17 protein-coding genes, 1 tRNA gene and 1 pseudogene are annotated in these 25,252 nt (G+C 52.9%); 11 read left to right on the top strand and 8 right to left on the bottom strand.

The window, feature by feature from the left end; translation table 11 throughout:
• Positions 1 to 178: 178 nt before the first annotated feature.
• The 3 genes from C5O23_RS06080 (at position 179) to C5O23_RS06070 (ending at position 4,948) form a co-directional block, all read left to right on the top strand.
• Positions 179 to 781, top strand: coding sequence for a Crp/Fnr family transcriptional regulator (locus tag C5O23_RS06080; protein ID WP_107032060.1), 603 nt, complete (start codon positions 179 to 181; stop codon positions 779 to 781).
• A gap of 116 nt (positions 782 to 897) precedes the next feature.
• A complete protein-coding gene (locus tag C5O23_RS06075; RefSeq protein ID WP_107032059.1) occupies positions 898 to 2,703 on the top strand; it encodes a transglutaminase-like domain-containing protein in 1,806 nt (601 codons plus the stop codon).
• Between the two features lie 46 nt (positions 2,704 to 2,749).
• Positions 2,750 to 4,948, top strand: coding sequence for a DUF3857 domain-containing protein (locus tag C5O23_RS06070; protein ID WP_107032058.1), 2,199 nt, complete (start codon positions 2,750 to 2,752; stop codon positions 4,946 to 4,948).
• A 136-nt stretch (positions 4,949 to 5,084) separates the two neighbouring features.
• Here the strand turns inward: C5O23_RS06070 and gadC are convergent, their stop codons facing one another.
• Positions 5,085 to 6,704 carry a putative glutamine/gamma-aminobutyrate antiporter GadC gene (gadC, locus tag C5O23_RS06065; protein ID WP_107032096.1) on the bottom strand — a complete coding sequence of 540 codons (1,620 nt, stop codon included), beginning with the start codon at positions 6,702 to 6,704 and terminating at the stop codon, positions 5,085 to 5,087.
• A 160-nt stretch (positions 6,705 to 6,864) separates the two neighbouring features.
• Positions 6,865 to 6,939, bottom strand: a tRNA-Pro gene (locus C5O23_RS06060).
• A gap of 229 nt (positions 6,940 to 7,168) precedes the next feature.
• Between C5O23_RS06060 and C5O23_RS06055 the strand changes: the two genes are divergently transcribed.
• From C5O23_RS06055 to recA, 8 genes and pseudogenes are all read left to right on the top strand, one after another.
• Positions 7,169 to 7,855, top strand: coding sequence for a tetratricopeptide repeat protein (locus tag C5O23_RS06055; RefSeq protein ID WP_107032057.1), 687 nt, complete (start codon positions 7,169 to 7,171; stop codon positions 7,853 to 7,855).
• Positions 7,856 to 8,039: 184 nt separating this feature from the next.
• On the top strand, positions 8,040 to 11,972 hold the full coding sequence (locus C5O23_RS06050; protein ID WP_161553558.1) for a pectinesterase family protein: 3,933 nt from the start codon (positions 8,040 to 8,042) through the stop codon (positions 11,970 to 11,972).
• A 192-nt stretch (positions 11,973 to 12,164) separates the two neighbouring features.
• Positions 12,165 to 13,118, top strand: coding sequence for a phosphoribosylaminoimidazolesuccinocarboxamide synthase (locus tag C5O23_RS06045; RefSeq protein ID WP_107032055.1), 954 nt, complete (start codon positions 12,165 to 12,167; stop codon positions 13,116 to 13,118).
• Positions 13,115 to 13,858 (top strand): bifunctional demethylmenaquinone methyltransferase/2-methoxy-6-polyprenyl-1,4-benzoquinol methylase UbiE, encoded by a 744-nt coding sequence (gene ubiE, locus C5O23_RS06040; RefSeq protein ID WP_240597705.1) that lies wholly within the window; start codon positions 13,115 to 13,117, stop codon positions 13,856 to 13,858. Before C5O23_RS06045 ends, ubiE begins: the two co-directional genes overlap by 4 nt.
• 53 nt (positions 13,859 to 13,911) lie before the next feature.
• The gene (locus tag C5O23_RS06035) at positions 13,912 to 14,241 is read left to right on the top strand and encodes a DUF3467 domain-containing protein (RefSeq protein ID WP_107032054.1); all 330 of its coding nucleotides are present in this window, start codon (positions 13,912 to 13,914) and stop codon (positions 14,239 to 14,241) included.
• 34 nt (positions 14,242 to 14,275) lie between these two features.
• Complete coding sequence (gene cysS / locus C5O23_RS06030; protein WP_107032094.1) at positions 14,276 to 15,751, top strand: cysteine--tRNA ligase; 1,476 nt, start codon at positions 14,276 to 14,278, stop codon at positions 15,749 to 15,751.
• Entirely contained in the window at positions 15,736 to 16,959 is a 1,224-nt protein-coding gene (locus tag C5O23_RS06025) for a mechanosensitive ion channel family protein (protein WP_107032053.1), read from the top strand. Before cysS ends, C5O23_RS06025 begins: the two co-directional genes overlap by 16 nt.
• Positions 16,960 to 17,548: 589 nt before the next feature.
• Positions 17,549 to 18,532, top strand: a pseudogene (gene recA / locus C5O23_RS06020) (recombinase RecA); the annotation flags it as partial.
• A gap of 286 nt (positions 18,533 to 18,818) precedes the next feature.
• On the opposite strand, the gene metF reads toward recA, so the two are convergent.
• The 6 genes from metF to C5O23_RS05985 all read right to left on the bottom strand — a co-directional run bounded on the left by metF (position 18,819) and on the right by C5O23_RS05985 (position 25,238).
• The gene (gene metF, locus C5O23_RS06015) at positions 18,819 to 19,772 is read right to left on the bottom strand and encodes a methylenetetrahydrofolate reductase [NAD(P)H] (protein ID WP_107032051.1); all 954 of its coding nucleotides are present in this window, start codon (positions 19,770 to 19,772) and stop codon (positions 18,819 to 18,821) included.
• 88 nt (positions 19,773 to 19,860) lie between these two features.
• On the bottom strand, positions 19,861 to 21,138 hold the full coding sequence (locus C5O23_RS06010) for a tetratricopeptide repeat protein (protein ID WP_107032050.1): 1,278 nt from the start codon (positions 21,136 to 21,138) through the stop codon (positions 19,861 to 19,863).
• Positions 21,139 to 21,394: 256 nt separating this feature from the next.
• Complete coding sequence (locus C5O23_RS06005; protein ID WP_133166512.1) at positions 21,395 to 21,811, bottom strand: hypothetical protein; 417 nt, start codon at positions 21,809 to 21,811, stop codon at positions 21,395 to 21,397.
• A 619-nt stretch (positions 21,812 to 22,430) separates the two neighbouring features.
• Positions 22,431 to 23,165, bottom strand: a complete 735-nt coding sequence (locus C5O23_RS05995; RefSeq protein WP_133166511.1) for a hypothetical protein — start codon at positions 23,163 to 23,165, stop codon at positions 22,431 to 22,433.
• A gap of 114 nt (positions 23,166 to 23,279) precedes the next feature.
• Positions 23,280 to 24,212 (bottom strand): glycosyltransferase family 2 protein, encoded by a 933-nt coding sequence (locus C5O23_RS05990; protein WP_107032046.1) that lies wholly within the window; start codon positions 24,210 to 24,212, stop codon positions 23,280 to 23,282.
• Positions 24,213 to 24,248: 36 nt separating this feature from the next.
• Complete coding sequence (locus C5O23_RS05985; protein WP_107032045.1) at positions 24,249 to 25,238, bottom strand: glycosyltransferase family 2 protein; 990 nt, start codon at positions 25,236 to 25,238, stop codon at positions 24,249 to 24,251.
• Positions 25,239 to 25,252: the final 14 nt, after the last annotated feature.

Genomic DNA, 25,252 nt, shown 5'->3' with positions numbered 1-25,252 from the left:
AAAAATTAAGAACTGTGATAATTATTCTAGCGCAAAGGTACGCATTTTTTCTCAGAGAAACATTATATTTGCATAGTTCAAATCCGGATTCTCATTCCGGCTATGTCAAAGATATTTCACAAACATCTCATGGTATCTCCCCTGTGAGTCATCTCTGGCCGGATATGCCTTTTACCACATGGCTGATCTCAAATTATACGACATCATTGACCTGGAACCGCTGCGCCGTTACATACTGACCAACGGCGAACGCCGCAGCTACCGCCGGCGGCAACACTTCTGCACCCTCAGCCGGCCAGCGCAGGAAATAGGTCTGGTAATTTCCGGCGGATTCGCATTCTCGCGCCCTGACTACAAAGGAGACCGCCAGATACTCTCGCTTGCTTTCACAGATGAAATAATCGGAGCCTACATAACTCCTGATTTTTCACGCCGCTCAGGCTTTGACATCACCGCCATGTGCGATTCTGAAGCAGCGGTGGTCAGCCTTGATGCCATGACTGACTATATCGACCGCGAGCTTCCGGGCTTCCGCCTGCAGTTCACCACAGCCATAGCCACGAGTTTCATGTTGCGCGGCATAGCCTACCGCTGCGAATCTCCCGAATCGCGCTACCTTGAACTGCTCAGACGCCTGCCTCATATCAACGGACAGATGTCAAATACCGCCATCGCATCCTATCTCGGGATAGCCCGCGAGACATTTGTGAGAATGCGCTCCAGACTGAATGCCCAAATAAGAGATTCTGACCAAAACGATGACACAGATCAGAGTTTCTGATCAATTATTCTTCTGCAGGTGTGATTTAAGTCACACTTTTTTTATTTTCTGATGGCTAACTTTGCAGTAGACATCTTCCAGACTTTCTGCAAATAACCAATCAGAGACTCTCCGCTATGCTGAAAAAACTGCTTCCCATCGCCTTACTGCTGACATGCCACACCTTTGCGACACATGCAGCCAAACCCGACGAGAATGTGGTCATTACCTCCGGCATCGAGGAATACCGCTTCGTGCAGGGCAAAAACGGACCTGAGATAAAACACTCCACAACCCTGGAATATCAGGCCACACGACGCTCCGAGCGCATCAGGCCTCACATATTCCACAGCAACATCATCTCCCTCGACAAAGCTTCCGGAGGAAAAGCGCAATACCGCAACGCCAACTCTCCGACCGTATTTCATGATGACAGCAAAGTCTGCTATTTCGACATTCTGCTGGACCGCAAGGACCGCAAGGCCAAAGTGCAGTTCCGGCGCACATTCACTGACGGCGCCCACTTCACCGGAGTGTTTCCCTCCGAGGAATATCCGGTGCGCTCGAAGCAGATCGTTTTCCATATACCTGCATCGCTGCCTGCCATAGAACTCGTCGACCGTCACTTCCCGGCATCAGGAATCACACGCGATGACCGGACCGCACCGGACGGATCACGGACAATCACCTATAACGTCAGCTCTCTCCCTGAAATACCTGATGACACACACCAGCCCTCCGCCCTGTCTGCACTGCCCCACATAATGGTCAGAGGCTACTTCCCTGACTGCGACTCGCTCTACCGCTACCACCGCCCCATGCTCGATGTCGACACCGTGATAGCCGGAGCCAGCGCGACAGTAGCCGGTCTGACAGACGGAGCCAAAGACCGCCTCGAAGCCATAGGCCGGATCTACCGCCATGTGCAGCAAAACATCCGCTATGTGGCATTCGAAGCCGGAGAGGCCGCCTATCGGCCGGACACCCCCGCCGAAGTGATGCGCAAGCGCTACGGCGACTGCAAAGGCATGTCGCTGCTGCTTGCCACCCTTCTCAACCGCGCAGGCATCGAGGCCAGCATAGCCGCCGTGGGCACCGATGTCATACCTTTCCGCATAGCCGAAGCGCCCTCGCTTGCAGCCACAAACCACATGATCTGCATTGTCCCCGACGGCGATTCATGGCTCTTCCTCGACCCGACCCACGAACAGATCTCGGCCCGCCACATCCCGGAATGGATTCGCGGCAAAGACGCCATGATGTTTACTTCTGAGGGCTACCGTATGATAGAAATCCCCTCGACATCACCCGTAGCATCTGCCGATATACTGAATTACAACTACAGGCTGACCCCCGACGGGCTCTCAGGCATAGCCTACAGACACTACTCCGAGGACATGGCCGAACACTTCATCAAGAGCTATGCCGAAGTCCCCGGACAGCACCTCAACGAACTGCTTGCCAAAGCCCTTGTCCCCACACAGAGGGCCGCGGTTCCGGCTGACAGTATCATATACAAAAAGGATACTCCGGGCGAAATCACCTTCTGGGCACCGATACTCAACACTGCGGCGCTCACAGAGGCCGACAACACAATCTATATCGACATGAACACCTCCGGCGATCCTCTGACATCACGCATCGACACCGACGAGCGCCGCAGCGACTACCAGTTTCCCATGACAGGACTGATCAAAAGGCGCACCACAGTCATGATCCCTGAGAATGTCGATGTCACACTCCCCGACAACTACCGCCACGAAGGTCCAATTGCCGACTTCAGCTGCATTTTCAGCCGCGAAGGGCAGAAAATAAACATGACCAAGACCCTCCTGCTGCACACCGCCCGCCTCCCGCTTCAGGAGATCCCGGACTGGAACAAGGCTGTCAGCACCTGGAACGAAGCCTGCAACCAGCAGATCGAGATAAGACTCAGAAACTGATCACCACTGACCGACATATATCATCACATTGCCAATCCGAACCGATATGAAAAAAGTAATTCTCACCACAGTCGCTCTGATAAGCGCCCTACTCTCCTACGCAGACAGCAAGGAGGATTACCGCCGGTTTACCGACACGATCCGCGCGGAAGTCTATGCAATGGAACTCCCGGCCTTCAACGTAAAGGAAATACCTGACAAATACCGCAACGAATCGGCAGTCATCAAAGCCGTCTATGAAGATGTCGATGCCAAGAAAAAGACCGGCTTCGGCCGAATGAGCGGCACTCTGCGCTTCTCACGCAAAGCCCAGGTGCAGGGGTCGCATCTGACGCGTATGCTCATACACGTAAATGACAAAGCCGCGCTTGAAAAATATTCGGAATTCGATTTCAACACCGACAAGAAGACTCGAAACTGGGACGGCTACGCGAAAAACCGCCGCGCTATGGGCGTGCGCCTCATCAAGCCCGACGGCCGCACCGTTGACATCGACACCTCTGAATTCATCGAGGTGGAAGAGGGAAAGAAAGGAGAAAAAAAGAGCCGAAAACTCGCCATCCCCGGACTTGAGACCGGCGATGACATCGACGTGTTCTTCTACACCGAATCGAAACTCCAGAACGTCCACCCCGATCCGATGGTCTTCACCCTTCGCGATGAAGCTCCGATCATGAACTATCGCATCCACTGTGTGGTCGATGACAATCTCACCACACAATACCGCACCCTCAACGGAGCTCCTGATTTCACCGTCAGCCGCGACGAAGACAAGAACTATGTGCTCGACCTCGAAATGACCGACATCCCCAAGGAACCCCGCCTGTGGTACAACTCCGACCAGCAGTCGCCTATGGTCAAAATCCACATCTTCAACCGCCGTAACAGCGACGACTTCACTCCGAGAAGCGCACGCAAAGACGGACTTCACGCAAACCCTGACGCCACACTCATTCAGGAAGACGTCTGGGATGCCAGAAGCTGGTGGATGCAGCCGGGATCAGTCAGCGGCTCCATGCCCCAGGAATATATCCGCGACGGCAAGAAGATCGGCAAGACCTTGCAGAAACTCATGAAAGATGGGAAAATTACGGCGCAGCAGGCCGCTGACTACACCTACAATATATTATGTTATATCTACATCGCCAAACGTGGCGCACTCAACAATTTATCATTCTCAAAGCAGTTCAATTACGACCTTTGCTCCTTCAAAATCCCGCAAGACCCCGGAATCTCTACCCGTGATTCCTATGAACCGCTTGACCAGCTCATCAATCTTAACCACACCTTGGTTTTTGCCAGAGTCAGCGGAGATCAGCCTCGCTACTACTTCCCGCCCGTAGGTGGCATTCTGGCGCCATCTGACCTGCCGCCGTCGCTCCAGGGCCGCAAGGTGCTGATGTGGCGAAAATACAAAGAACGCAAAAAGAACCCGACCACAGATGCTGACTACATAACGCTGCCGATGACAAGCGCGGCCGACAACCGCAACGTCACCTCCGTCGAAGCAACAATTGACGGCACCTCACTCAGCATCAGGCGTGAGGAAGCATACACCGGAGCCACTAAATCCGGCGGCTTCAGAGTGCTCAGCGAAGAAGATATCAACGAGGGCTATAAAGCCTGGCTGAACCGCTACGGTCTGACCGTGGACATCAAAGAAAACAAAAAAGAGGCCGCCGACCGCCAGGAGCGCTATGCCGACGGACGCAACGAGCAAAAAAACGATTTCAAGGAGGAAATCAAAGCATATCACGGAACTGACGCCTCGGAATTCTCATCCGGAAGCGTCACCTCAATCGGCATCGACCCCTCAGATCCGGAACTCAGATACAACATCAGCTATACTATGGACAACCTCGTGAAGCGCGCAGGCAAAAACCTGATCCTCTCAGCCGGAAAACTTATGAGCGGACAGATCGAAGCCCTGCCGTCGGACCGCTGGCGCACAGACGACGTCTATCTCCGCACTCCGCGCGAATACGTCACCCGCATCAGCCTGAAACTTCCTGCCGGCTATAGCGTCAACGCCCGTTCACTCGCAGCTCTTGACACCTCGGTCAGCAACGAGACCGGAGGTTTCACGGTCTGCGCTTCAGCACCTTCGGCCGATCTCGTCAACATCGAGATCACCAAGCGTTACAATGCGCATCTCCTCTCTGCCTCTGACTGGAGCGACCTGCTCAAAGTCCTGGACGCCGCCAACACATGGCAAGGCTCCACTCTGATTCTCGATAAGAAGTAAGAGCCGGACTCCCGCAGCCTCTCCGGGCATCCAAAACTCCTCCGACAGCCCTCTGATCCGCCGCAACGCTCTTCAAGCGCGCTCCGGGTCAGAGGGCCGTTGCTTTTACCCTGACAAAACGCCATGACTGAGGCCGCTACATATGTGGCTCACTGCCGTGGCGGGCTATGGCAACGGTTTCAGCCTCCTCCACCTCCTGCTCGGTAGGCTCATAGCCCGGAACCCACTTCGACACCTGGTTAGGCTTGCGGCCCTCTATCTGCCAGTCAAAAGGATAGAAATGAGCATCAGGATTACGCCATGACGGCTTACGTCTGGCATAGACCACAAGAGGAATGGCGAGGAAAACAGCCACACCGATAATGATTATCCCCACATAAACCACAGGCGACCCAGTAGAGATCTGTGACGGCGGTAGGAAACTCAGCACAAGAGCAAGCAAGGCTCCGAGGATGCCGAGCCCACAGACAATCACCTCACCGGCTTTCCCTCCGGGGACCCTGAATCCCCGCTTGCGGCCCGGAGCCACACGGCGCAGACGGATAAAAGCTCCATAGATCAGCAGCACCATTATCAGATATATAATGGTGGCCATCTGCGACATGATCTGATAGGCCGACTCCACGGTAGGCAGCACAATCAGCACCAGGCAAAGCAGCGACACAAACACACCCTCGATCAAGAGGATCGGCTTGTTGACACCATTTTTGTTCACTGTCTGAAGTGACCGCGGAAGATATCCCGACTGCGCTACGGCCATCAGGCCTGTTGCCGGACCGGTGACAAGAGCACTGATCTGCCCTATCACACCTATCATAATAAGCAGAGCCATCACATTGCCGAGCCAGCTCAGTCCGAACGAAGCCCACAGAGACTTATAAGCCACAAGCAGCGACTGCAGCAGGTCGATGTTGTCTGACGGTATGATGATGCCTATGGCAAGAGTGCCGAGCGCATAGACAGCCACAATCACTATTATAGCGAGAAAAACCGACTTCGGGAAATCTCTCGCCGGATTGCTCATGTCATTGATATGGACAGCCTGAAGCTCCATGCCCGCATAGAACAGAAATATCGAGGCGGCAAGGACTATTGTTCCGGCATTGCCGAAATCAGGGAAAAACGAAACGTCGGTGAGATTGACCTGCTTGCCGAGGCAGACATAGAGAACGGCAAGCACAATCAGCACTGCGCCGGGAATGATGGTGCCCACCAGGCCGCCGCAGGTACTCAGCAGGTTCGCCGAACGCTGTCCGCGGAAGGCGTTGAATGTGGCAATCCAATACATCAGCATCGCTATCACAATAGTGTAGACCTTGTTCGAAGCCAGGGCAGCATCGAAACTTTCAGGCCAGAATATATAGGCTAATGAAGCTGCACCGAACATAAGCACGGTAGGGAACCATATCACTATTGTCTGCCACTCCAGATACATGGCCGTCCAACCCCATCGTGGACCGAAAGCCTCCGACACCCAACGGTAGAGACCTCCGCTCTTGGTATAGGTGGAAGCCAGCTCGGCACACACCAGCGAAAACGGCAGCAGAAACACCAAAGCCGCAAAAAGATAGTAGAATATCGACTGGACGCCATATTTCGCCTCCGACGGCAACCCGCGAAGACTCAGAATCGACGTAACGATCAGGACAGCCATAGCCGCCATAGTGACTGATCCTTTGGCCGTCGATACGATTTTCTTACGTCCTGACGCCGTTACAGGCGATTCATCAGACGTAGTGACAGATTTCTTGTTCATATTCATAAGCCTATTTTTGTATATTCATATCCAGACTTATTTTTTCAACGCACCCGCCTTGGCAAAGGTTTGCATAAGGCCAATGAATCAGCCATCTCACCTATATAAAAAAGCGCAGGCCTCGGATCTTGCGATCTGAAGCCTGCGGCTGAAATGTTCGTCGGGGTGGCGGGATTCGAACTCGCGACCCCCTGCTCCCAAAGCAGGTGCGCTAACCGGACTGCGCTACGCCCCGGAACTATGGGTGCAAAGTTAGACATTATTTTTCAATTGTGCAACCCCTGACACATGTGAACACCAAAAATCAGTGAAGAATCCGACAGACAGCGGTCAAAAATCAGGCTAAAAATTTCATTTATTGGAGAATATGTATTAATTTTGCACTTTGGAACGCGACAACGAGCTAAAAACAAGGCTTTTAGTCGCACCGGAATCTGAATAAATCAAAAACGAATCACATAACAATGGCAAATAACAAGCCCAACAACGAACAGATCCACACCTCTATCGACGAGGTAAACGACACTCTCACCGGCCTCGGCGAAAAGGTGCAGAGCAACCCTAAAATCATCGTATGGTCGTGCATCGCAGTGGCCGCAGTCGTAGCAGCTGTCCTGATCTACGTCTATGCCATCCGCCAGCCCGGACAAAACGCCGCCAACAATGCCCTCGGCCAGGCCGACATGGAACTTCTGATGGGCAACGACTCGATAGCCCTCGCCAAATACCAGCAGGTGGCAGCCGACCACGGCTACTCTGCCGGCAACCTTGCCAACCTCAACGCCGCTATCCTTCTCTACAAGCAGGGCAAATATGAGGACGCGCTCAATCACCTTAAAAATTATGATGCCACAGAATCAATCATCGGCGCCGCTGCAAAATCACTTGAAGGTGACTGCTATGTAAACCTCAAGCAGTATCCCCAGGCCATCGAATGCTACAAGAGCGCAGTGAAGATCTCTGACAACAATCCCCACTACACACCCGCGTTCCTTCTCAAGGAAGCCACAGTGCTCCGCGAACAGAAAGACTACAAGGCTGAAGCCACCGTCTACGAGCAGATCGTAAAGGAATATCCCAACTACGGAGCCGAGATCGGTGTGGACATGCAGAAATATCTCGAACGCGCCAAAGACGCCGCTGCAAAATAAAGCACATCCAGCGCATTCAATTTCAAACAACAATACAGACGCTTGCCCTGCCGACCGGCTAAACACGGTCCTGGGCAAGTGTTTTTTTCAACAGACATCAGGCAATTTATTTAATTATACATCAGACACCAATTATAATCCGACACCCTTAATTATCTTTCATATGCCTTCCAAATCATTACACATGAAACAAATTTACCGCTATTTAATGGCGGGAGCACTCCTGGCCTCCGGTCTGCAATGCCTACCGCTGCCGGCAAGTGCTGCCGTCTCAGATCCGGATGGAGCGGTTGAAAAGTGGAGCAACGCTTCAACATCACCCAAAATCATTGACATAAACTTTTCAGACACATCATGGCCCGACACATGGCCTAAGGACCCCTCCAATCCGGACAAATGGACCGGAAGAGCGTGTCCGGAATGGGCTGATGACACCTATGTCAACGCCATAATAAACGTGCCGGTCATCGGGACAGAAGGAGTGACCTATCCGGTGCTGTTCCACAACTGCACCTTTGCCACCAAAGCATCAAACGGAGGTTCTGCGGCCGCTACTGCCGCATTCAGCCGCCAGTTCTACCACAATGAATCGGCCCCTGGCAGACCCGACTATGGGTACAACGACTGGAAAAGTCCGGGCCACACGGTGATGCTCGAAGACAATGTGGTTTATGAAAACGGCCGTCCGGCCAAAGGCGAAGCAGGCTTCGTGCAGATGTGTCGTGGAGCCTCTCTTGACAAGACCTCCTCTCTCCACGGATGGATGGAGATAGACCACATACCTTATGTGGAACGCATCCAGTGGTCATGGTCATCCACTTCATGGGGCAGAGGCATAAAGTGCGACATCAAAATCGGTGACGGAGAGTGGAAGCCGCTCGTCTGGGCCGGTTCCGAAAAGCAGAAACAAGGCTGGACCGTATTCTCCGACCAGGGTTACTTCATGGAAAATGTCATTGACCGCCATGACGTGTCACTGCGCTGGCGCGTGTGGGACGGCGACGGCAAGGCTAATGCCGATGACCAGGTGCAGAAAGCGCCGTTTGACTGGCAGGCCATAGACCCGCTGGCAACAAAGCAGGCACCGAGAGTTCACAAGCTCCAGATATTCGGCGACCGCATAAGCGCCGAGCAGGCCGACTATGCCAAAGCCAATCCGGTAGGAGATGTGGGCGAACTCAGCGACCTCAGCAAATTCGGATTCACCCAGGAAGGCAACCAGAAGCCTGCGCCTGATGAAAACGCGCCCGTCACCCTGCTCTATGTCAATCCCGACGGTTCAGGCGACTACAGCACTATACAGGCCGCCATCAACGCCGTTCCTGACGGAACGAGAGGCATAATATACATAGCTCCAGGCATCTATGACGAAAACATCTACGCCGGCACCAAGGAGAATCACAATAAATTCATCTCCCTCATCGGCGCCGATGCCGCAACGACTATTCTGACATCATCAGTCAACCGCGGAGGCTCAAGCGGCAACAGTTACACCGACTGCGCGGCCCTCAACGTGTTCACCGAACGCTTCTACGCCGAAAACCTCACCATCCGCAACACCTCAGGCAATGTCGGACAGGCCGAAGCACTCTACACCGCAGCTGACGCCCATCTGTTCAAAAACTGCATCCTCGAAGGCTTCCAGGACACATATAAAGCCAACACCGGTGCCCGCGGTTACTTCACCGGCTGCAAGATCAGCGGCTCAACTGACTTCATCTATGACGGAGGCCTGGAATGGTTCGAAGGCTGCGACATCATCTGCCTCTACAACCCCAATGGCGGCTACATCACCGCTCCTGCTGAAGCCGGACTGACCCTCAACCGCACATTCTATCCCGAACTCTCTGCACAGGCATTCCGCGCAGGGCTCTTCTTCAACAGCTGCAACATTATGGCCGGCGAAGGCACAGGAGCCTCAACCTATTACCTCGGCCGTCCCTGGAAGGTGAATTCCGGAAGCATGTTCCTGAACTGCCGCCTCGGCAATCACATAAAGGCTGAAGGCTGGAAAGACTGGAACGGATCGGAAAACTCAGCGTCGCTTTACGAATACAAAAACCTCAACGCCGACGGCTCTCCGGCCGACATTTCGCGCCGCGCCGCCTTCTCCAGCCAGGCTTCAGACGCGGAAGTCGCCGCCTACATCAGTCCTGAGTTCCTGTTCAAAAAAGCATCAGAGATACCCTTTGACTTCAAAACAATACTAAGCGGCACCGCCGAACCCTGCAACTTCACCATAAGCCCTTCGTCATTTTCCTGGGAGAGCGGAGAAGATGCAGCGGGTTACATCATATACCGCAACGGCAAAATGGATTGTCTGAGCGTGGAGACAAGCTATACGCTCCCCGCCGGAGCAGAAGCCTCTGAATTCAGCGTGGCATCCATTTCACGCCACGGCGTCACCACGAAAGCCGTCAGCGCAAGCGAGGCAGCCCGTCTCATGGCCTTCCCGACAGCCGAAGGATTCGGAAAATATGCCACCGGCGGACGCGGCGGCAAGGTGGTCAAAGTCACCTCGACTGCCGATGACGGCACAGCCGGAACACTCCGCTGGGCATTCGACCAGCACAAAGGCGAGCCACTGACAATCATCTTCGAAGTCAGCGGTGACATAGCTCTGGCAAGCCCCCTGAATGTGAAAAGAGCCAACTGGACCTTGGCCGGACAGACCGCTCCCGGCGAAGGAATCGTCATCACCCGTAACAAACTCAACGTTGGCGGATCACAGAACTTCATTGTCCGCAACATGCGTTTCCGCATCGGGCAGAAAGACATGTCAGGCCAGATCATAGCCAACAACGCCCTCGGAGCCGAAAACTGCTCGAACTTTATTTTCGACCACTGCTCCTTCGGATGGTCGACAGAGGAAAACATGAACACCGCCGACTCACACTTCCTGACCGTGCAGTATTCCATGTTACACGAAGGCCTCTATAACGCCGGCCACGTCAAAGACGAGCGCGGCTATGCCTGCCAGTGGGGCGGATCGCCTGCCACCTACCACCACAATCTTCTTGCCCACAACAATTCCCGTTCGCCACGTTTCAACGGAGCCCGCGGCGAGGACCACGTGGTGTTCATGGAATATGTCAACAACGTCAACTACAACTATGGCAAACGCGGAGGCTGCTATGGTGGCGAAAACACAGCTCCGGTGTCAAACTACACCGGACTGAACTCAGTCCATGAATGCAACTTCATAAACAACTATTACAAGCCCGGACCATGGTCAGACAAGACCCGCATCGAATTCGTAAACTCAAGCTATGCCCGCAGCGGAGCCACTTCATGGGGCCCGGCCAAATGGTATATCAACGGCAATATAGCCGAAGGATTCCCCTCGGCCAACGCCGACAACTGGACTGCCATAGCCGTTGAGGGAAGCTACACGCTTGCCGACATCCGCGCCGACCGGCGCATTGTCACCGCAACCCCCTGGTATCAGCACTCCGCCCTCGGTCCGACCGGCAGATATATACCGGAAAACTATATGCTTTATGACATACAGAGCGCCGAAGAAGCCTTCAAGACCGTAGTCGAGAAAGCAGGCACCATCAACCGCGACAAAGTAGAACGCCGTGTGGCTGACGATGTGAAAAACGGCAAGGTCACATTCAGCGGTGACTTCGCAGGCGCCGGGATGGGCATGATCGACACCGAAGCCGATGCAGAAGGCTTCTTCCCCTACCGCAGCGACTACACAATTCCGGCCGACACCGACGGTGACGGAATGCCCGATGAATGGGAAAAGGCCAACAACCTCGACCCGACCACACCTGACAACAACCTGGTCAACGCTGAGGGCTACACCGCGCTTGAAGTGTGGCTCAATTCGCTGATGGGCGAACTCTCCGACAATGACTTCCGCGAAAGCTCGATCGGCAATATCAGTGTCGACAACCGAATAGACTATGATAGTGCGAGCCGCAGCCTCCGCGTGGGCGAAACCAGCATAGGCGCTCTGCTTGAGGTCTACGGTATCGACGGTCGCCGCATAGCCATGCAGACCATCTCTTCAGCCGAGACAAGCCTCGCCCATCTGCCAGAAGGAATCCTGCTGCTGCGCGTCTCGTCACGCTCCATCACTCCCGTCACACTGAAGATCAAACTCTGAGAAGCTGTCTGACAGCAATCTATCGAAAATTATAAAACCTGCCGTCAACACGGAATCATGCGATGCTCACGCCTCTTTACAGAGCGGCCTGAAAAATCATCATGTTTATTCCGGTGGCGGCAGGTTTTTTACCGCAATTTTTTGTAAATTTGCAGCAATCAACAAACACAACCATTCATTTTCCCAATCACTATGGCTACAACCCTGGTCAACACCGATTTCAACTTTCCGGGACAGACCGCTGTCTACCACGGCAAAGTACGCGACGTCTACACCATCAATGACGATCTGCTTGTCATGGTCGCAACCGACCGCATCTCGGCTTTCGACGTAATTCTACCCAAAGGAATACCCTACAAGGGGCAGGCACTCAATCAGATCGCAGCTTCGTTTCTCGACGCTACCGCTGATATCGTTCCCAACTGGAAGATTGCGGTTCCCGACCCGATGGTGACCGTGGGCTACCGCTGCGAAGGCCTGCGTCTGGAAATGATTATCCGCGGCTATCTCGCAGGAAGCGCCTGGCGTGAATACAAAAACGGCATGCGTGAACTCTGCGGCGTCAAGCTCCCCGAAGGAATGGTGGAAAACCAGCGTTTCCCCGAACCGATCATCACCCCGACCACCAAAGCCGATGCCGGACACGATGAAAACATCTCGCGCGAGGAAGCCATCGCCCAGGGCATCGTGACCGAGGAACAGTTCGACACTATGGCCGCCTACACCCGCGCCCTCTTCAAACGCGGCTCGGAAATGGCTGCTGAAAAAGGTCTGATCCTCGTCGACACCAAATATGAATTCGGCCTGCGTGACGGAAAAGTCATCCTCATCGACGAGATCCACACCCCCGACTCCTCACGCTATTTCTATGCCGAAGGCTATGAGGAACGCCTCGCCAAGGGCGAACCCCAGCGCCAGCTCTCCAAAGAATTCGTGCGCGAGTGGCTTATGGACCACGGCTTCATGGGCAAGGAAGGCCAGCAGGTGCCTGAAATGACCGATGAATTCTGCAATGAAGTCTCTGAACGCTATATCGAGCTTTACGAACACATCACCGGCGAGAAATTCGTTCCCGCTCCCGAAGAGCATCTTGACGACCGCATCGCACGCAACGTGCTCGACTGCCTCAACACTCTGAATCCTTGAAAGTAGAAGAGATCACACCTTACAACTCCGACTCCCGCCACAAGGCTGATCAGGTGCGCGAGATGTTCGACTCCATCGCCCCGGCTTATGACTTCATGAACCGGGCGATGACCTTTGGCATTGACCGCATCTGGCGGCGCAAGGCCGTTGACCTCCTGCGCCATGAACCCCACGGAGAGATCCTTGACATAGCCACCGGCACAGGCGATCTGGCCATATTGATGGCCCGCCGCCTGAACCCGTGCGGGGTCACAGGCGTTGACCTCTCGGAAGGAATGGTCGAGATAGGCCGCCGCAAAGTTGCGGAGCAGGGGCTGGAGCAATGCGTCAGCCTCGGCATAGCCGACTGCCTGGCGCTACCTTTCGCCGACGGCTCGTTTGACTCAGTCACCTGCGCCTACGGTGTCCGTAACTTTCAGGACCTCGGCGCAGGCTACCGCGAGATGTTGCGCGTCTTACGTCCCGGAGGACGGATAGTGATCCTTGAGCTTTCCACCCCCGCATCCGCGTTTGTCAGACCGTTCTACAGGCTCTACACCCGCGGAATCATTCCCGCTGTAGGGCGGCTTGTATCCAAAGATGTCCGCGCCTACAGCTATCTGCCCGAATCAATAGCCGCAGTGCCGCAGCGCGAGCGCATGTGCGCCCTTATGGCAGAAGCAGGCTTTACCGGAGCCCGCTTCATACCGATGACCTTCGGGACATGCTGTATCTACACGGCAACCAAGCCCGTAACATAGCATCCGATCTATCTTATCTTATAAACTTATACCTCAAAAAAATTAAAACGACAATGGCAAACAACAATCCCAACGAAATAAAGATCGAACTTTCACCCGAAGTAGCCAAAGGCATCTACTCGAATCTCGCAGTGATTTCACACGGTGCCAATGAATTCTTCCTCGACTTCATCACAATGGCACCCAACATGCCCCAGGCTAAAGTGCAGTCACGTGTGATCATGACTCCTGAAAACGCCAAGAACCTGCTCGGCGCACTCATGGAAAATGTGAAGAAATACGAAGCTACTTTCGGCGAAATCCGCCCCAAACGCCCGGTAAACGGCGGCGGCAACCCCGGCGGCGAGATCCCCAACCCCTTCATCATGGGCGGAAAAGCCTGATCCCCCCCTATCACGCAAGCGACTTATGAATCTGATTGAAAACAATTTTTCCATCTATAACACCCTGACGCGCACCAAGCAGCTTTTCAAACCGCTGCATGAAGGCAAAGTCGGCATGTATGTCTGCGGTCCGACAGTCTACGGCGACGGCCATCTCGGCCACGCCCGCCCGGCAATCACCTTTGACGTACTCTTCCGCTATCTGCGCCATCTGGGCTACAAAGTGCGCTACGTCCGCAACATCACCGACGTGGGCCATCTCGAACACGATGCCGACGACGGCGAGGACAAGATAGCCAAGAAAGCCCGCCTCGAACAGCTCGAACCGATGGAAGTGGTGCAGCACTATCTGACCCGCTACCATAAGGCTATGGAGGCTCTTAACGTGCTTCCGCCCTCAATCGAGCCTCACGCGTCAGGCCACATCATCGAACAGATCGAATACATCAAAAAGATCCTTGAAAGCGGCTATGCCTATATCTCGGACGGATCCGTCTATTTCGATGTGCCAAAATTCAACCGAGACCATCCCTACGGCAAACTGTCGGGCCGCAACGTTGACGAACTTCTGAGCAACACCCGCGAGCTCGACGGCCAGGATCAGAAACACCATCCCGCCGACTTCGCCCTCTGGAAGAAGGCCGCGCCCGAACATATCATGCACTGGCCATCGCCCTGGAGCGAAGGCTTCCCCGGATGGCATCTTGAATGCTCTACAATGGGCGAGAAATATCTCGGTGAGAGCTTCGACATCCACGGCGGAGGCATGGACCTCATGTTCCCACATCATGAATGCGAGATAGCCCAGTCTGTGGCCCACAACGGTCATGACACCGTGCGCTACTGGATGCACAACAACATGATCACCATCAACGGCAAGAAAATGGGCAAGTCGCTGGGCAATTTCATAACCCTCGACGAGTTCTTCAACGGCACTCATCCGCTGCTCGAACAACCCTACTCGCCGATGACCATACGCTTCTTCATACTCCAGGCCCACTATCGCGGAACCGTCGACTTCTCAAACGAGGCTCTAAAAGCCTCTGAGAAAGCCCTCGGACGCATGCTTGAAGGTTATCGCCGACTGCAGGAGCTGACGCCGTCAGAAAGCTCTACAATCGACGTGAGCGACATCCGCCGCAAATGCTATGAGGCGATGGACGATGACATGAATACTCCTATGGTCATTGCAAATCTTTTCGATGCCCTGCGTCTGGTCAATCAGGTGAAAGACGGACACGCAACCGCGACCCAGGCCGATATCGACGAACTGAAGACCGTGTTTGACACCTTCCTTGTCGACATCCTCGGTGTCCGCACCGAAATGGCAGGAGACTCAGCCGAAGCCCTCAAGCCCTTCGAGGGAGCCGTAGAGCTGCTTCTTGATGTAAGAGCCAAGGCCAAAGCATCGAAAGACTGGGCCACGTCAGATCTTATCCGTGACCGTCTCGCCGCTCTCGGCTTTACGGTCAAAGACACTAAAGACGGTGCCGAATGGAGCCTGAGCTGACAGCCGGGTTCCTTAAATGGACCTCCGAAACACTGCACGGGTGGGGAGTGGGCGACAGCCTGCTCCGCGCCTGTGCCACTTTACTGACAGCCGGGACGATACTCATATGCGCCTGGCTGCTGTTCTATGCGCTCACCCGCTACGTGATTCCGGCTATCGACCGGCTGATCAGCCACACGGAAGCCAAGTGGGACGATGTGCTCTTCAACCCGCGTCTGCTGCGCGTGGTAGCCGAACTGGCCTGTGTGCTCCTGCTCCAGACCTTCCTGCCGCCGTCACTCGCACTTTATCCGACATTGCTGACCATTACGTCGCTCACGTTCCGCATACTGATTGTCTGCGTCATAGTCCATCTGGTCAACCGCTTCCTTCTGGCTCTCTACGAGCTGATAGAAAGCTCCTCGTCAGGGCGCGCCTCTTCGCTCAAAGGCATCAGGCAGATGCTCCAGGTAATCTCCGTCTCGGTGGGTGTGATCATCATTATTTCCATCCTTGCCGACAAGAATCCGCTTACGGTTATAACCGGCCTCGGTGCCGCAGCCACGGTGCTCATGCTGGTGTTCAAGGACTCGATAATGGGAGTGGTGGCCGGTGTGCAGCTCACGCTCAACGACATGCTCCGCCCCGGCGACTGGATCACGGTGCCCGCGCGCAATATCAACGGCACTGTGCTTGAAGTAGGCCTCACCACCGTGAAAGTACAGAATTTCGACATGACCATAGTCACCGTGCCTCCCTACTCTCTGGTGAGCGAATCGTTCCAGAACTGGCGCGGCATGTCTGACTCGCGCGGACGCCGCATAAACCGCTCTGTCACAATTGATGTTGACAGCGTAAGCTTCTGCGACCGCCGGACCATCGACAGCCTGAAAGAAGAAGACTGGTGGGGCGATCTCGACCCGGAAGCGCAGCATGTCAACCTGACTCTGTTCCGACGCTACCTTGAGCACTACATCTCACGCCTGCCTGAACTGAAGACCAACGACAACATGATCTACATGGTGCGCGAGCTTGCCCCCACTCCCCAGGGCATTCCGCTGGAGCTTTACTTCTTCACCTCGCTTACATCGTGGAAGCCCTACGAGCTGTTTACAGCCTCTGTCACGGACCATGTGCTGGCAGCAGTCCACCGCTTCGGTCTGCGCGTCTATCAGGCTCCCTCAAGCCGCGATATAGCCATGCTTGCCGAGGGTTTACGGCAAAGCTGAACAGACACGGAAGGAAATCACAAAACGTATATAAACGAAGAAGGCTGTCATCCCGACAGCCTTTATTCGTTTAATAAACCAATCATTATCACATTTCTTGCAATGGAAAAAGTAATTTTTGCTATGTACTTATTAAACATATCGTCCGGAAAATAGTTCACCGCAAAGGCGAATTTTATTCGGACGGCAATATTTTTTACTCTCAGGTGGCGTAATGACATGAAAAAAGCTGTCTCCCGACAGCTTTAATTCTTTTATAAACCAATCATTATCACATTTCTTGCAATGGAAAAAGTAATTTTGCTATGTACTTATTAAACACCACGCCCGCAGAATGGTTCACTGCAAATCAAAAAAATTTTTATTTATTTCTAATTTTTTTGACAACCTCCCTAAAAATCGCTAATTTAGCAATCTGAAAAATTTTGCCGGACCGCATATTATTAACTCATTTTAGCACACCTGTGCGCCAATAAGGCACACCACCGGCCTTAACTTTGCATCATAAACAATTAGACCATAGAAATAAAAAGACATGGAAAAGAAAAAGACCACCATCAAGGCCTCGAAGGACAAAGAGCTTGACCCGATGAAAGCAAAGCTCAACGCCCTCAACCAGGCACTTGGAAATATAGAGAAAAACTACGGTCGCGGGGCCATTATGAAACTCGGCGATGAAAATATTGAAGACGTGGAAGTGATTCCCTCCGGCTCCATCGGCTTGAACTACGCTCTCGGCGTAGGAGGCTACCCCCGCGGACGAATCATCGAGATCTTCGGCCCGGAATCATCCGGTAAGACAACCCTTGCCATCCACGCCATAGCTGAAGCACAGAAAGCAGGAGGCATAGCCGCGATAATCGATGCCGAACACGCCTTTGACCGTTTCTACGCCGAAAAACTCGGAGTGGACGTCAACAACCTCTTCATGGCTCAGCCCGACAACGGCGAGCAGGCCCTCGAAATAGCCGAGCAGCTGATCCGCTCTTCGGCAATTGACATCCTCGTGATCGACTCTGTGGCCGCGCTGACCCCCAAAAGCGAAATCGACGGCGACATGGGCGACAAGAACGTGGGCGTACAGGCCCGCCTCATGTCACAGGCCATGAGAAAGCTGACCGGCACAATCTCCCGCACCAACACCACCTGCATCTTCATCAACCAGCTGCGCGAGAAGATCGGCGTGATGTTCGGTCCGTCAGAGACAACCACCGGCGGCAACGCCCTCAAATTTTACGCCTCTGTCCGAATCGACATCCGTCCGAGCACAGCTATCAAAGACGGTGACGATGTGCTCGGCAAACTCACCAAGGTCAAGGTTGTAAAAAACAAGGTTGCGCCTCCTTTCAAGCGCGCTGAATTCGACATCATGTTCGGCGAAGGCATCTCGCGCAGCGGCGAGATCATCGACCTCGGCGTAGAGCTCGGCATCATCAAGAAAAGCGGCTCCTGGTTCTCTTACAATGACACCAAGATAGCCCAGGGACGCGATGCAGCCAAGCGAGTGATCCGCGACAATCCCGAACTCGCCGATGAACTTGAAAACCTCATCATGGAAGCCCTCAAAGAAAAGGGCGGAGCCACTTCCGGCAAAAAGAGCCCGAAGCCTGCCGAAAAGAAAGCAGCCTCAAAAGCCTCGGATGATGAAGACGAGCCCAGCGCCGATGACATCAACTCAATAGCCGACGGCCTCTTTGACGACGAAGATCTGCCCGACGACTTCTCAATCGAAGAAGACATCTAAGAGAAACACACACATACCGACTTGAAAAAGCGCGGATGCTTTCCAAAAATAGAGAGCATCCGCGCTTTTTTATGTCCCGCCACCCCCTGAAAGAAGAGCCGGGAAATAGGATCTGTCAATAAATCTCTTTGGCTATGCGGCGAACCGATTCGGAAGCCATCAGAGTGTAGAAATGGATACTGGGCACACCGTGGGCTATAAGATCGCGACACTGGCCGATACACCACTCTATGCCTACTTCTCTGACTTCGGCATCATCCTTGCACTTGCGTAGCTCTGAGGCAAAGGCCTCAGGGATATCCGAGCGGAACACACGTGGCAACACATTGAGCTGGTTGGCGAAAACCACAGGCTTGATTCCGGGCACGATGGGCACCGTGATACCGGCCTTGCGGCAGCGCTCCACGAAGTCAAAATACTTGCTGTTGTCAAAAAACATCTGTGTCACCAGATAGTCCGCACCGCCATCCACCTTCTGCTTGGCATAGTAGAGATCCGAGTCCATGTTAGGGGCCTCCTCATGCTTCTCCGGATAGCAGGCCATGCCATAGCTGAACGGAGTGGCATTCGGCTCGAAAGTCTCCCCGTCGGCGTAGATTCCACGGTTGAAATCATTGACCTGAGCCTGCAGGTCTGTGGCGTGACGGTTGATTTTTGTCGGATCATCAGACTTCTCAGGGCCCTTTATGTCGCCGCGGAGCAGCAGAAGATCGTGAACACCGAGGAAATTAAGGTCGATAAGCGCATATTCTGTCTCATCGCGGGTGAAACCCTTGCAGATGATATGCGGCACGGCAGTGATGCCATACTTGTTCTGTATAGCCGATGCGATAGCCACCGATCCAGGGCGCTTGCGCATCTTCTGGGGGCGGAAACTTCCGTCAGGCATCTCCTTGAAAATCATCTCACTGTGGTGCGATGTTATATTGATATACTTCGGATCGAAATCGCGGAGTTTGTCTATGATATTGTAGACCTTCTCGATACTGTTGCCCTTCAGCGGAGGCAATATCTCAAACGAGAAAGCCGTACGGCCCGGATTGGCCTGAAGATGATCTATTACTCTCATACTTTTTCTGATATACTTGATCTTTTTTATTGTACTATACTCATATATCTGTGCGCGTTCCTCTGACGTCTGATCTTTTACCGGCCTCCTACCGCCGCGCCCATTTTCCAAGCCCGAACAGACTGCGGCGGAAACGGGCTTTGTTGGCCTTTGCCTTCTCCAGACCGAAGTCTATAGCCCGGTCGAAATAATCTATCGCAAGCTTTATATTCTCATCCGTGCCGCGCCCGAAGCCATAAGCCACGCCCAGCGCGTTGAGCACCATAGCGTCAAGCGGCTCCCAGACATCAGCAAGATATCTCTCGGCCTCAGCCAGATAGCGATAGGCCTGACAATCGTCCTGCGAGGTTCCGAGACCATCCTGAAGCAGTATGCCGAGCTCTGCCGCAGCCTGCCATGAAGTCCGCTCGTCACAGTCGGCGTTTTCATGCGCCATTGACAGCCAGCGGTAGGCCTGCGAATAATCACACGGCAGGCTCCCGCGCCCCTCGAAGTAAAAATTACCTATCTGGAACTGGGCCATCGGATGGCCGTCGCGGGCGGCTATGAGATAATATTCGAAAGCCTTGTCAGTATCCTCGTCCACACCATATCCGCGTCCGTAGCAAGTGCCCACATTGTAGGCCGACTTCTGATCGCCGAGTTCCACCGCCTTGCGGTAATATTCGAAAGCATGCGGAGCATCGTCATACTCGTCTTCAAGCCACTTGCCGTAGTCGTTACACACCAGCGCATCGCCCGTCTCGGCAAGCATCTCCATGTGCTCCTCGAAGACTTCTGTCTCCATTCCGGCAAGCCCAGACTCATAGATGGTACGGTAATTTCCGAACCCCGACCCCAGACCGGCTTCGAACGACTGCTGATAGTAATCGGCCGCTATCGGATAGGCATAGCGCTTATACTCCTCCGCCGAGGCAAATTTTTCGGCCTCTTCGGGGCAGATAAGCATATAATCGCCCCAGAACATCACATTGCCTATCATATAGAGACAGAACGCATCGCCGGCCTCGGCCTGTGAAAGTATCTCCTCATAGGCCTCAAAGAGCGAACCGAAAGGCATCTCCCCGGCCACATCCTGAGAAAGTTTGCCATTGCGCAGCGCACACAGCACCGCAGAGGCGCTGCCGAGCCTGACAGCCTTTTTCAGCAGATCAGAAGCCAGATCCTCGTCAACCGGGAAACCCGCTCCGCTCCACACATAGCTCTCGCCCAAATGGCAGCGTGCAAAGTAGCACATAGCGTCAGCATCTCCGGCCTCGGATGCCTTGCGGAGCATCTCGAAACCCTCGCGCATCTGCCGCGGGCTATGGCTGAGCCAGATCTTCTGGATAGCCCTCGCTACTTCGGTTGAATATCGTCCGTTCATTCGAGTATATGATTGTCAGTCTATAATATTTGCACTTCAGTAAAGGTATTCTATAATGAATGAATGTCGCTTTTGAAAAGCTGCATCTCGACAAAATTACGAAATTCCCTCCGAAACCACAGCATCCACACCCCGATCATGCCTGATTGTAACCGAATTTTCACAGCTGTAACCACATTGAAACATCGCCCCGCCTCGGAATACCGAGGCGGGGCGATGTTTTGAGGGGGAATCATATATGCCGGAGAGGGGCGGTTCAGAGACCGGCAAATCCGATTGAAGTCATGAAGCAGTACGTCAACACCAGCAGGACAACACCGCCGGCATAACTGATCGCTGTTCTTAACGTCTCCTTTTGGATCAGGCGTTTCATTTTGTGGTCAAAGCACATTCCGATTGGAGTGACGAGAAGGCCGACAACAACAATCGTAAAGTATTTATTATCTAAAATTCTGTCAACTCCTACGAGATATGCAACCACCAGAATGATAGCCGCTTCCACTACTGCACAGAACAAGAAAGTCATCAGCAGCAACTTATTCACGTTGATAGTTTCGCCTTGCTTTTCAATAGTCAGCTTCGCTTTTCTAAGTTCAGACCTTGCAATAGGCCCGCAGACCAAAAGCATCACTCCGACACACACTGCAACTATCACACATAGAGTACAAACCATAGTTATAAATTTAGAAATTCTTCGCTACAAAATTAGCGAATCACTCCATACCGATCATTAGTTTTTTCGATATTCCTCTTGTCTTTTCTCGTCGGTAAACCACTGATTTAAAGGCTTATTAATGTTAAATAAATTTATCATTCTGTTTTATCTAACATTTACATCGCGTCAGCCTCTGAAACTTAACAAATCAGCTATCCTAAAATAAGCGCAGCGTGCATTTTTTTGATGTATTTCATTTTGTATCCCAATCAAATATCCACAATAGGAGAATGAATATAATTGCAAAACTAATGGCCTCCACACAAAAAATGGCAGCATAACGGTGCATCCGTTTTTTATATTTCAATTTGATCTTAGGCTCTATGTAAGATGTAAGAATTTGAGCGGGAACCAAACTTAGAGCCGCGTTCATCCAAATGAAATCACTCATAGCAACAGATAGTTATATTATTCAATTAGATTCAGCCAATGAAAATTACAAAGAGTAACATCCGGCTAAATATCTCATTATTATTCTAATCAGACGCCAAGCATCTAAACGGAGCAAAATTACGATATCCGGTCCAGTCCATTCTTGGTCAAGAGCCATAACAATACTTGTGGATTTTTACAGATTCTATAGATAACTGAGATATTTTCCGGCTGTGGTTTCAGGCAACTGCCTGATCTTGGCTTTGAGACGGCGCTTGCGATTGTAGACAGACTCTATCTTTTCTGTTTTCAGAAAAACGGAGATCGCAGTGCTCGAAAATCCAAGAATCGAATAGAGAAAGAGCTTGTAATCATCGGCTTTAAGATCAGGAAGATCGTGGCGGAAACGCGCCATTATATCAGACTGATAGCGGTTGACGGTCTCCTCAAGTTCAGCCAACTGCCCGGCTGACGAAAGACGCTCTACAAGCTCGACAGCTTCATCTGAAATATTTTTCCTGGTCTGCCGGGAGGATTTTTCGTAATACTCACGACATTTTCCGTCCATCAGGCGATATTCCTTTGTCAGCAGTTCGCGCAGCAATGAATTGGTAGCCTCGTTGTCTCTCTGACGCAGCTCGGTTATCTCTTTGATATTCTGACCGATCTGAAAATAATACTCGTCACGGCGCAATTTTCTTCGATATAGAATTATACCCCACACTACTGCTCCGGAAAAGTAAATGACTTCAAGGGCTATCGTAAGCCGACGTATGATCTGCGAGTGTTTCATACGAGTCCTTACAAGTTCCTGACGCAACTGATCACAATCCATAGTAGCCTGCTCCTCGCTGAGCGTCATGGATTCTTCCGACGGACCGCAGGAGACCGCCGTGAACGAAAACAGAATGACGATAAGAACTAAACGGATAAGTTTCATCAGCTTGGTGGTGGTAGACTGTGCAGAAAATCAGGCTCCGGAATAAAGAGAAAAGCCACTGCTCACTGCAAATTTACAAAAAAGTTATATTTCTTGCCATCCTGAACCGGATATTCAGATAAGCCGCATGGCAAGGGAGAAGAGACGCAGGCGGATGAGGGTTTTGACAAGCCATTCTCCTGCCGAAGAACTGCGGTGGGCCGCGAAGCTCCTGCACACCATCTCGCGCCGTAGAGTGCCACGCGCCTTGCCCGTGTCAGAACTGCGCAGAAAACGCAGTATCAGCGCCATATACTGCGGATAGACAAAGCGGTCCACATCGCGTCCAAGAGCCGCATCGAAGCGGGAGCGCAGATACCGGTGAAAACTCTCGTAATTGTCCACAGCCTCCATATCGGCCCGTGATGTCTCCGAACCCTGACGATGGACATAATGATAGGTAGCCTTGTCTGCCATCCTCACCGACCGGCATCCTTCAAGATAACGAAAATTGAAGCTGACATCCTCCAGCAGCCTGATCTCCGGGAAACGCAAGCGCGCCTCTCTGATAAGCTTCATGGAATATAGTTTACCGACCGGGGGATTGAATGCGCCGCCGGCAAGAGCCTGAAGAAACTCTCGGTTGTCACTGAATGAAGTGAACTCCGTGTCACACAGCCGCTGAGTCTCCATCCGGCCGTCAGGATAGTGATGAACAAGCGCTGTCACTGCAAGATCTCCGCCGACCGCAAGCAGACTGCCGAGATAATCGCGGTCCACATAATCGTCGGAATCCACAAAGCACACCAGTTCCGACTCCGGCGAGCAATGGTCAAGGCCGAAATTGCGGGCCGATGCCGGGCCGCCGTTCTCCTTGGCAAGAAGTCTGATTCGCCGGTCGAAAAAGCGGCGCAATGTGGAGACGGAACCGTCCGTGGAACCGTCATCAACCAGCAGCAGTTCGAAATTCTCATAGTCCTGCCTCAGCAGGCTGTCCACACAGCGTCCGAGCGTCGCCGCACAGTTATAGACCGGGACAATTACTGATATCAGAGGAGAGGCCGTCATAGAGATGCAGGTTTAGATGTTGTTTAAAAACAACATCTAAAGGTAAATCAGTTTATACAGACGCTCGTAGAGCCGCCACCAGTGGAAACGACCGCAAAAATCAAAGAAAAAAGGGACATACGGCCTATAGGACGAAGGCAGAAGCCGCTGCCGTATCTTATCATAGCAGCCATATCTGTCATCAGCCGAAAGTGACGGCTGCGCCGACAGCCGGTCAGCCGTGATCGCCGCCAGCAGGCCGTCAAGACAGTAGACCTCCATCTTTTTTCTCACTGACAGGTTCTCAAATCCTTTCGACATAATTATTTCCCAGAAACGCTCAAGACCTGCAAGACGGACTGAAGCCGGGGCCGACATGGCCAATGAGGAATTGTCGGCGCTGCGGACATAGAAATAACCGGGATTCAGGCTGACATGACAATTTCTGACATGACGGAGATAGGAAAAGCAAAAAATCCCATCCTCGCCGAAAGTGATGTCACTTTCAAAACGCAGACAGTCCGAGTCGAGACTTTCACGGCGAAAAAGTTTGCCCCACACAAAGCCTAAGGCATCGGCTCTGAAAGCCGCCATAAGAGCCGGTAGGGCGCAATTGCCATTCCGGTCGGTCAGAAGTTCTCCGGCCAGCACATTGACAACCCTCGGACTTTCACCCGGATTTACCACGGAATAGGCCGAAATGGCAAAGTCAGTGTCTTCACACCCGCTGATCAGTCTCTCCAGATAGTCAGGTGCCACATAATCATCGGAATCCACAAAGGTAAGCCACGTGCCGCGGGCGGTATCTATCCCGCAGTTGCGGGCAGCGGAAACTCCGCCATGTCCCGGAGTAAGCAGCCTGACCCTATTGTCATCGGCAGCATAGGCACTGACAATCCCGGCCGATCGGTCAGAACTGCCGTCATCCACGGCTATCAGCTCGAAATCGCCGAAGCTCTGGGCGAGCAGACTGTCAATGCAGCGCCGCAGAGAGGCTTCTGCATTATATACAGGTATAATTATGGATATTGCAGGTGATTGTGGCATCAGAAATCAGGTAA

Source organism: Duncaniella muris (genome assembly GCF_003024805.1).
GTDB lineage: Bacteria > Bacteroidota > Bacteroidia > Bacteroidales > Muribaculaceae > Duncaniella > Duncaniella muris.
This window is presented reverse-complemented; position numbering and strand designations above follow the sequence as displayed.

What these genes read in the sequence shown, in the direction of transcription:
- C5O23_RS06080 (WP_107032060.1), top strand. Translation starts at nt 179, where the DNA reads ATGGCTGATCTCAAATTATACGACATCATTGACCTGGAACCGCTGCGC.
- C5O23_RS06075 (WP_107032059.1), top strand. Translation starts at nt 898, where the DNA reads ATGCTGAAAAAACTGCTTCCCATCGCCTTACTGCTGACATGCCACACC.
- C5O23_RS06070 (WP_107032058.1), top strand. Translation starts at nt 2,750, where the DNA reads ATGAAAAAAGTAATTCTCACCACAGTCGCTCTGATAAGCGCCCTACTC.
- gadC (WP_107032096.1), bottom strand. Translation starts at nt 6,704, where the DNA reads ATGAACAAGAAATCTGTCACTACGTCTGATGAATCGCCTGTAACGGCG.
- C5O23_RS06055 (WP_107032057.1), top strand. Translation starts at nt 7,169, where the DNA reads ATGGCAAATAACAAGCCCAACAACGAACAGATCCACACCTCTATCGAC.
- C5O23_RS06050 (WP_161553558.1), top strand. Translation starts at nt 8,040, where the DNA reads ATGAAACAAATTTACCGCTATTTAATGGCGGGAGCACTCCTGGCCTCC.
- C5O23_RS06045 (WP_107032055.1), top strand. Translation starts at nt 12,165, where the DNA reads ATGGCTACAACCCTGGTCAACACCGATTTCAACTTTCCGGGACAGACC.
- C5O23_RS06035 (WP_107032054.1), top strand. Translation starts at nt 13,912, where the DNA reads ATGGCAAACAACAATCCCAACGAAATAAAGATCGAACTTTCACCCGAA.
- C5O23_RS06025 (WP_107032053.1), top strand. Translation starts at nt 15,736, where the DNA reads ATGGAGCCTGAGCTGACAGCCGGGTTCCTTAAATGGACCTCCGAAACA.
- metF (WP_107032051.1), bottom strand. Translation starts at nt 19,772, where the DNA reads ATGAGAGTAATAGATCATCTTCAGGCCAATCCGGGCCGTACGGCTTTC.
- C5O23_RS06010 (WP_107032050.1), bottom strand. Translation starts at nt 21,138, where the DNA reads ATGAACGGACGATATTCAACCGAAGTAGCGAGGGCTATCCAGAAGATC.
- C5O23_RS06005 (WP_133166512.1), bottom strand. Translation starts at nt 21,811, where the DNA reads ATGGTTTGTACTCTATGTGTGATAGTTGCAGTGTGTGTCGGAGTGATG.
- C5O23_RS05995 (WP_133166511.1), bottom strand. Translation starts at nt 23,165, where the DNA reads ATGAAACTTATCCGTTTAGTTCTTATCGTCATTCTGTTTTCGTTCACG.
- C5O23_RS05990 (WP_107032046.1), bottom strand. Translation starts at nt 24,212, where the DNA reads ATGACGGCCTCTCCTCTGATATCAGTAATTGTCCCGGTCTATAACTGT.
- C5O23_RS05985 (WP_107032045.1), bottom strand. Translation starts at nt 25,238, where the DNA reads ATGCCACAATCACCTGCAATATCCATAATTATACCTGTATATAATGCA.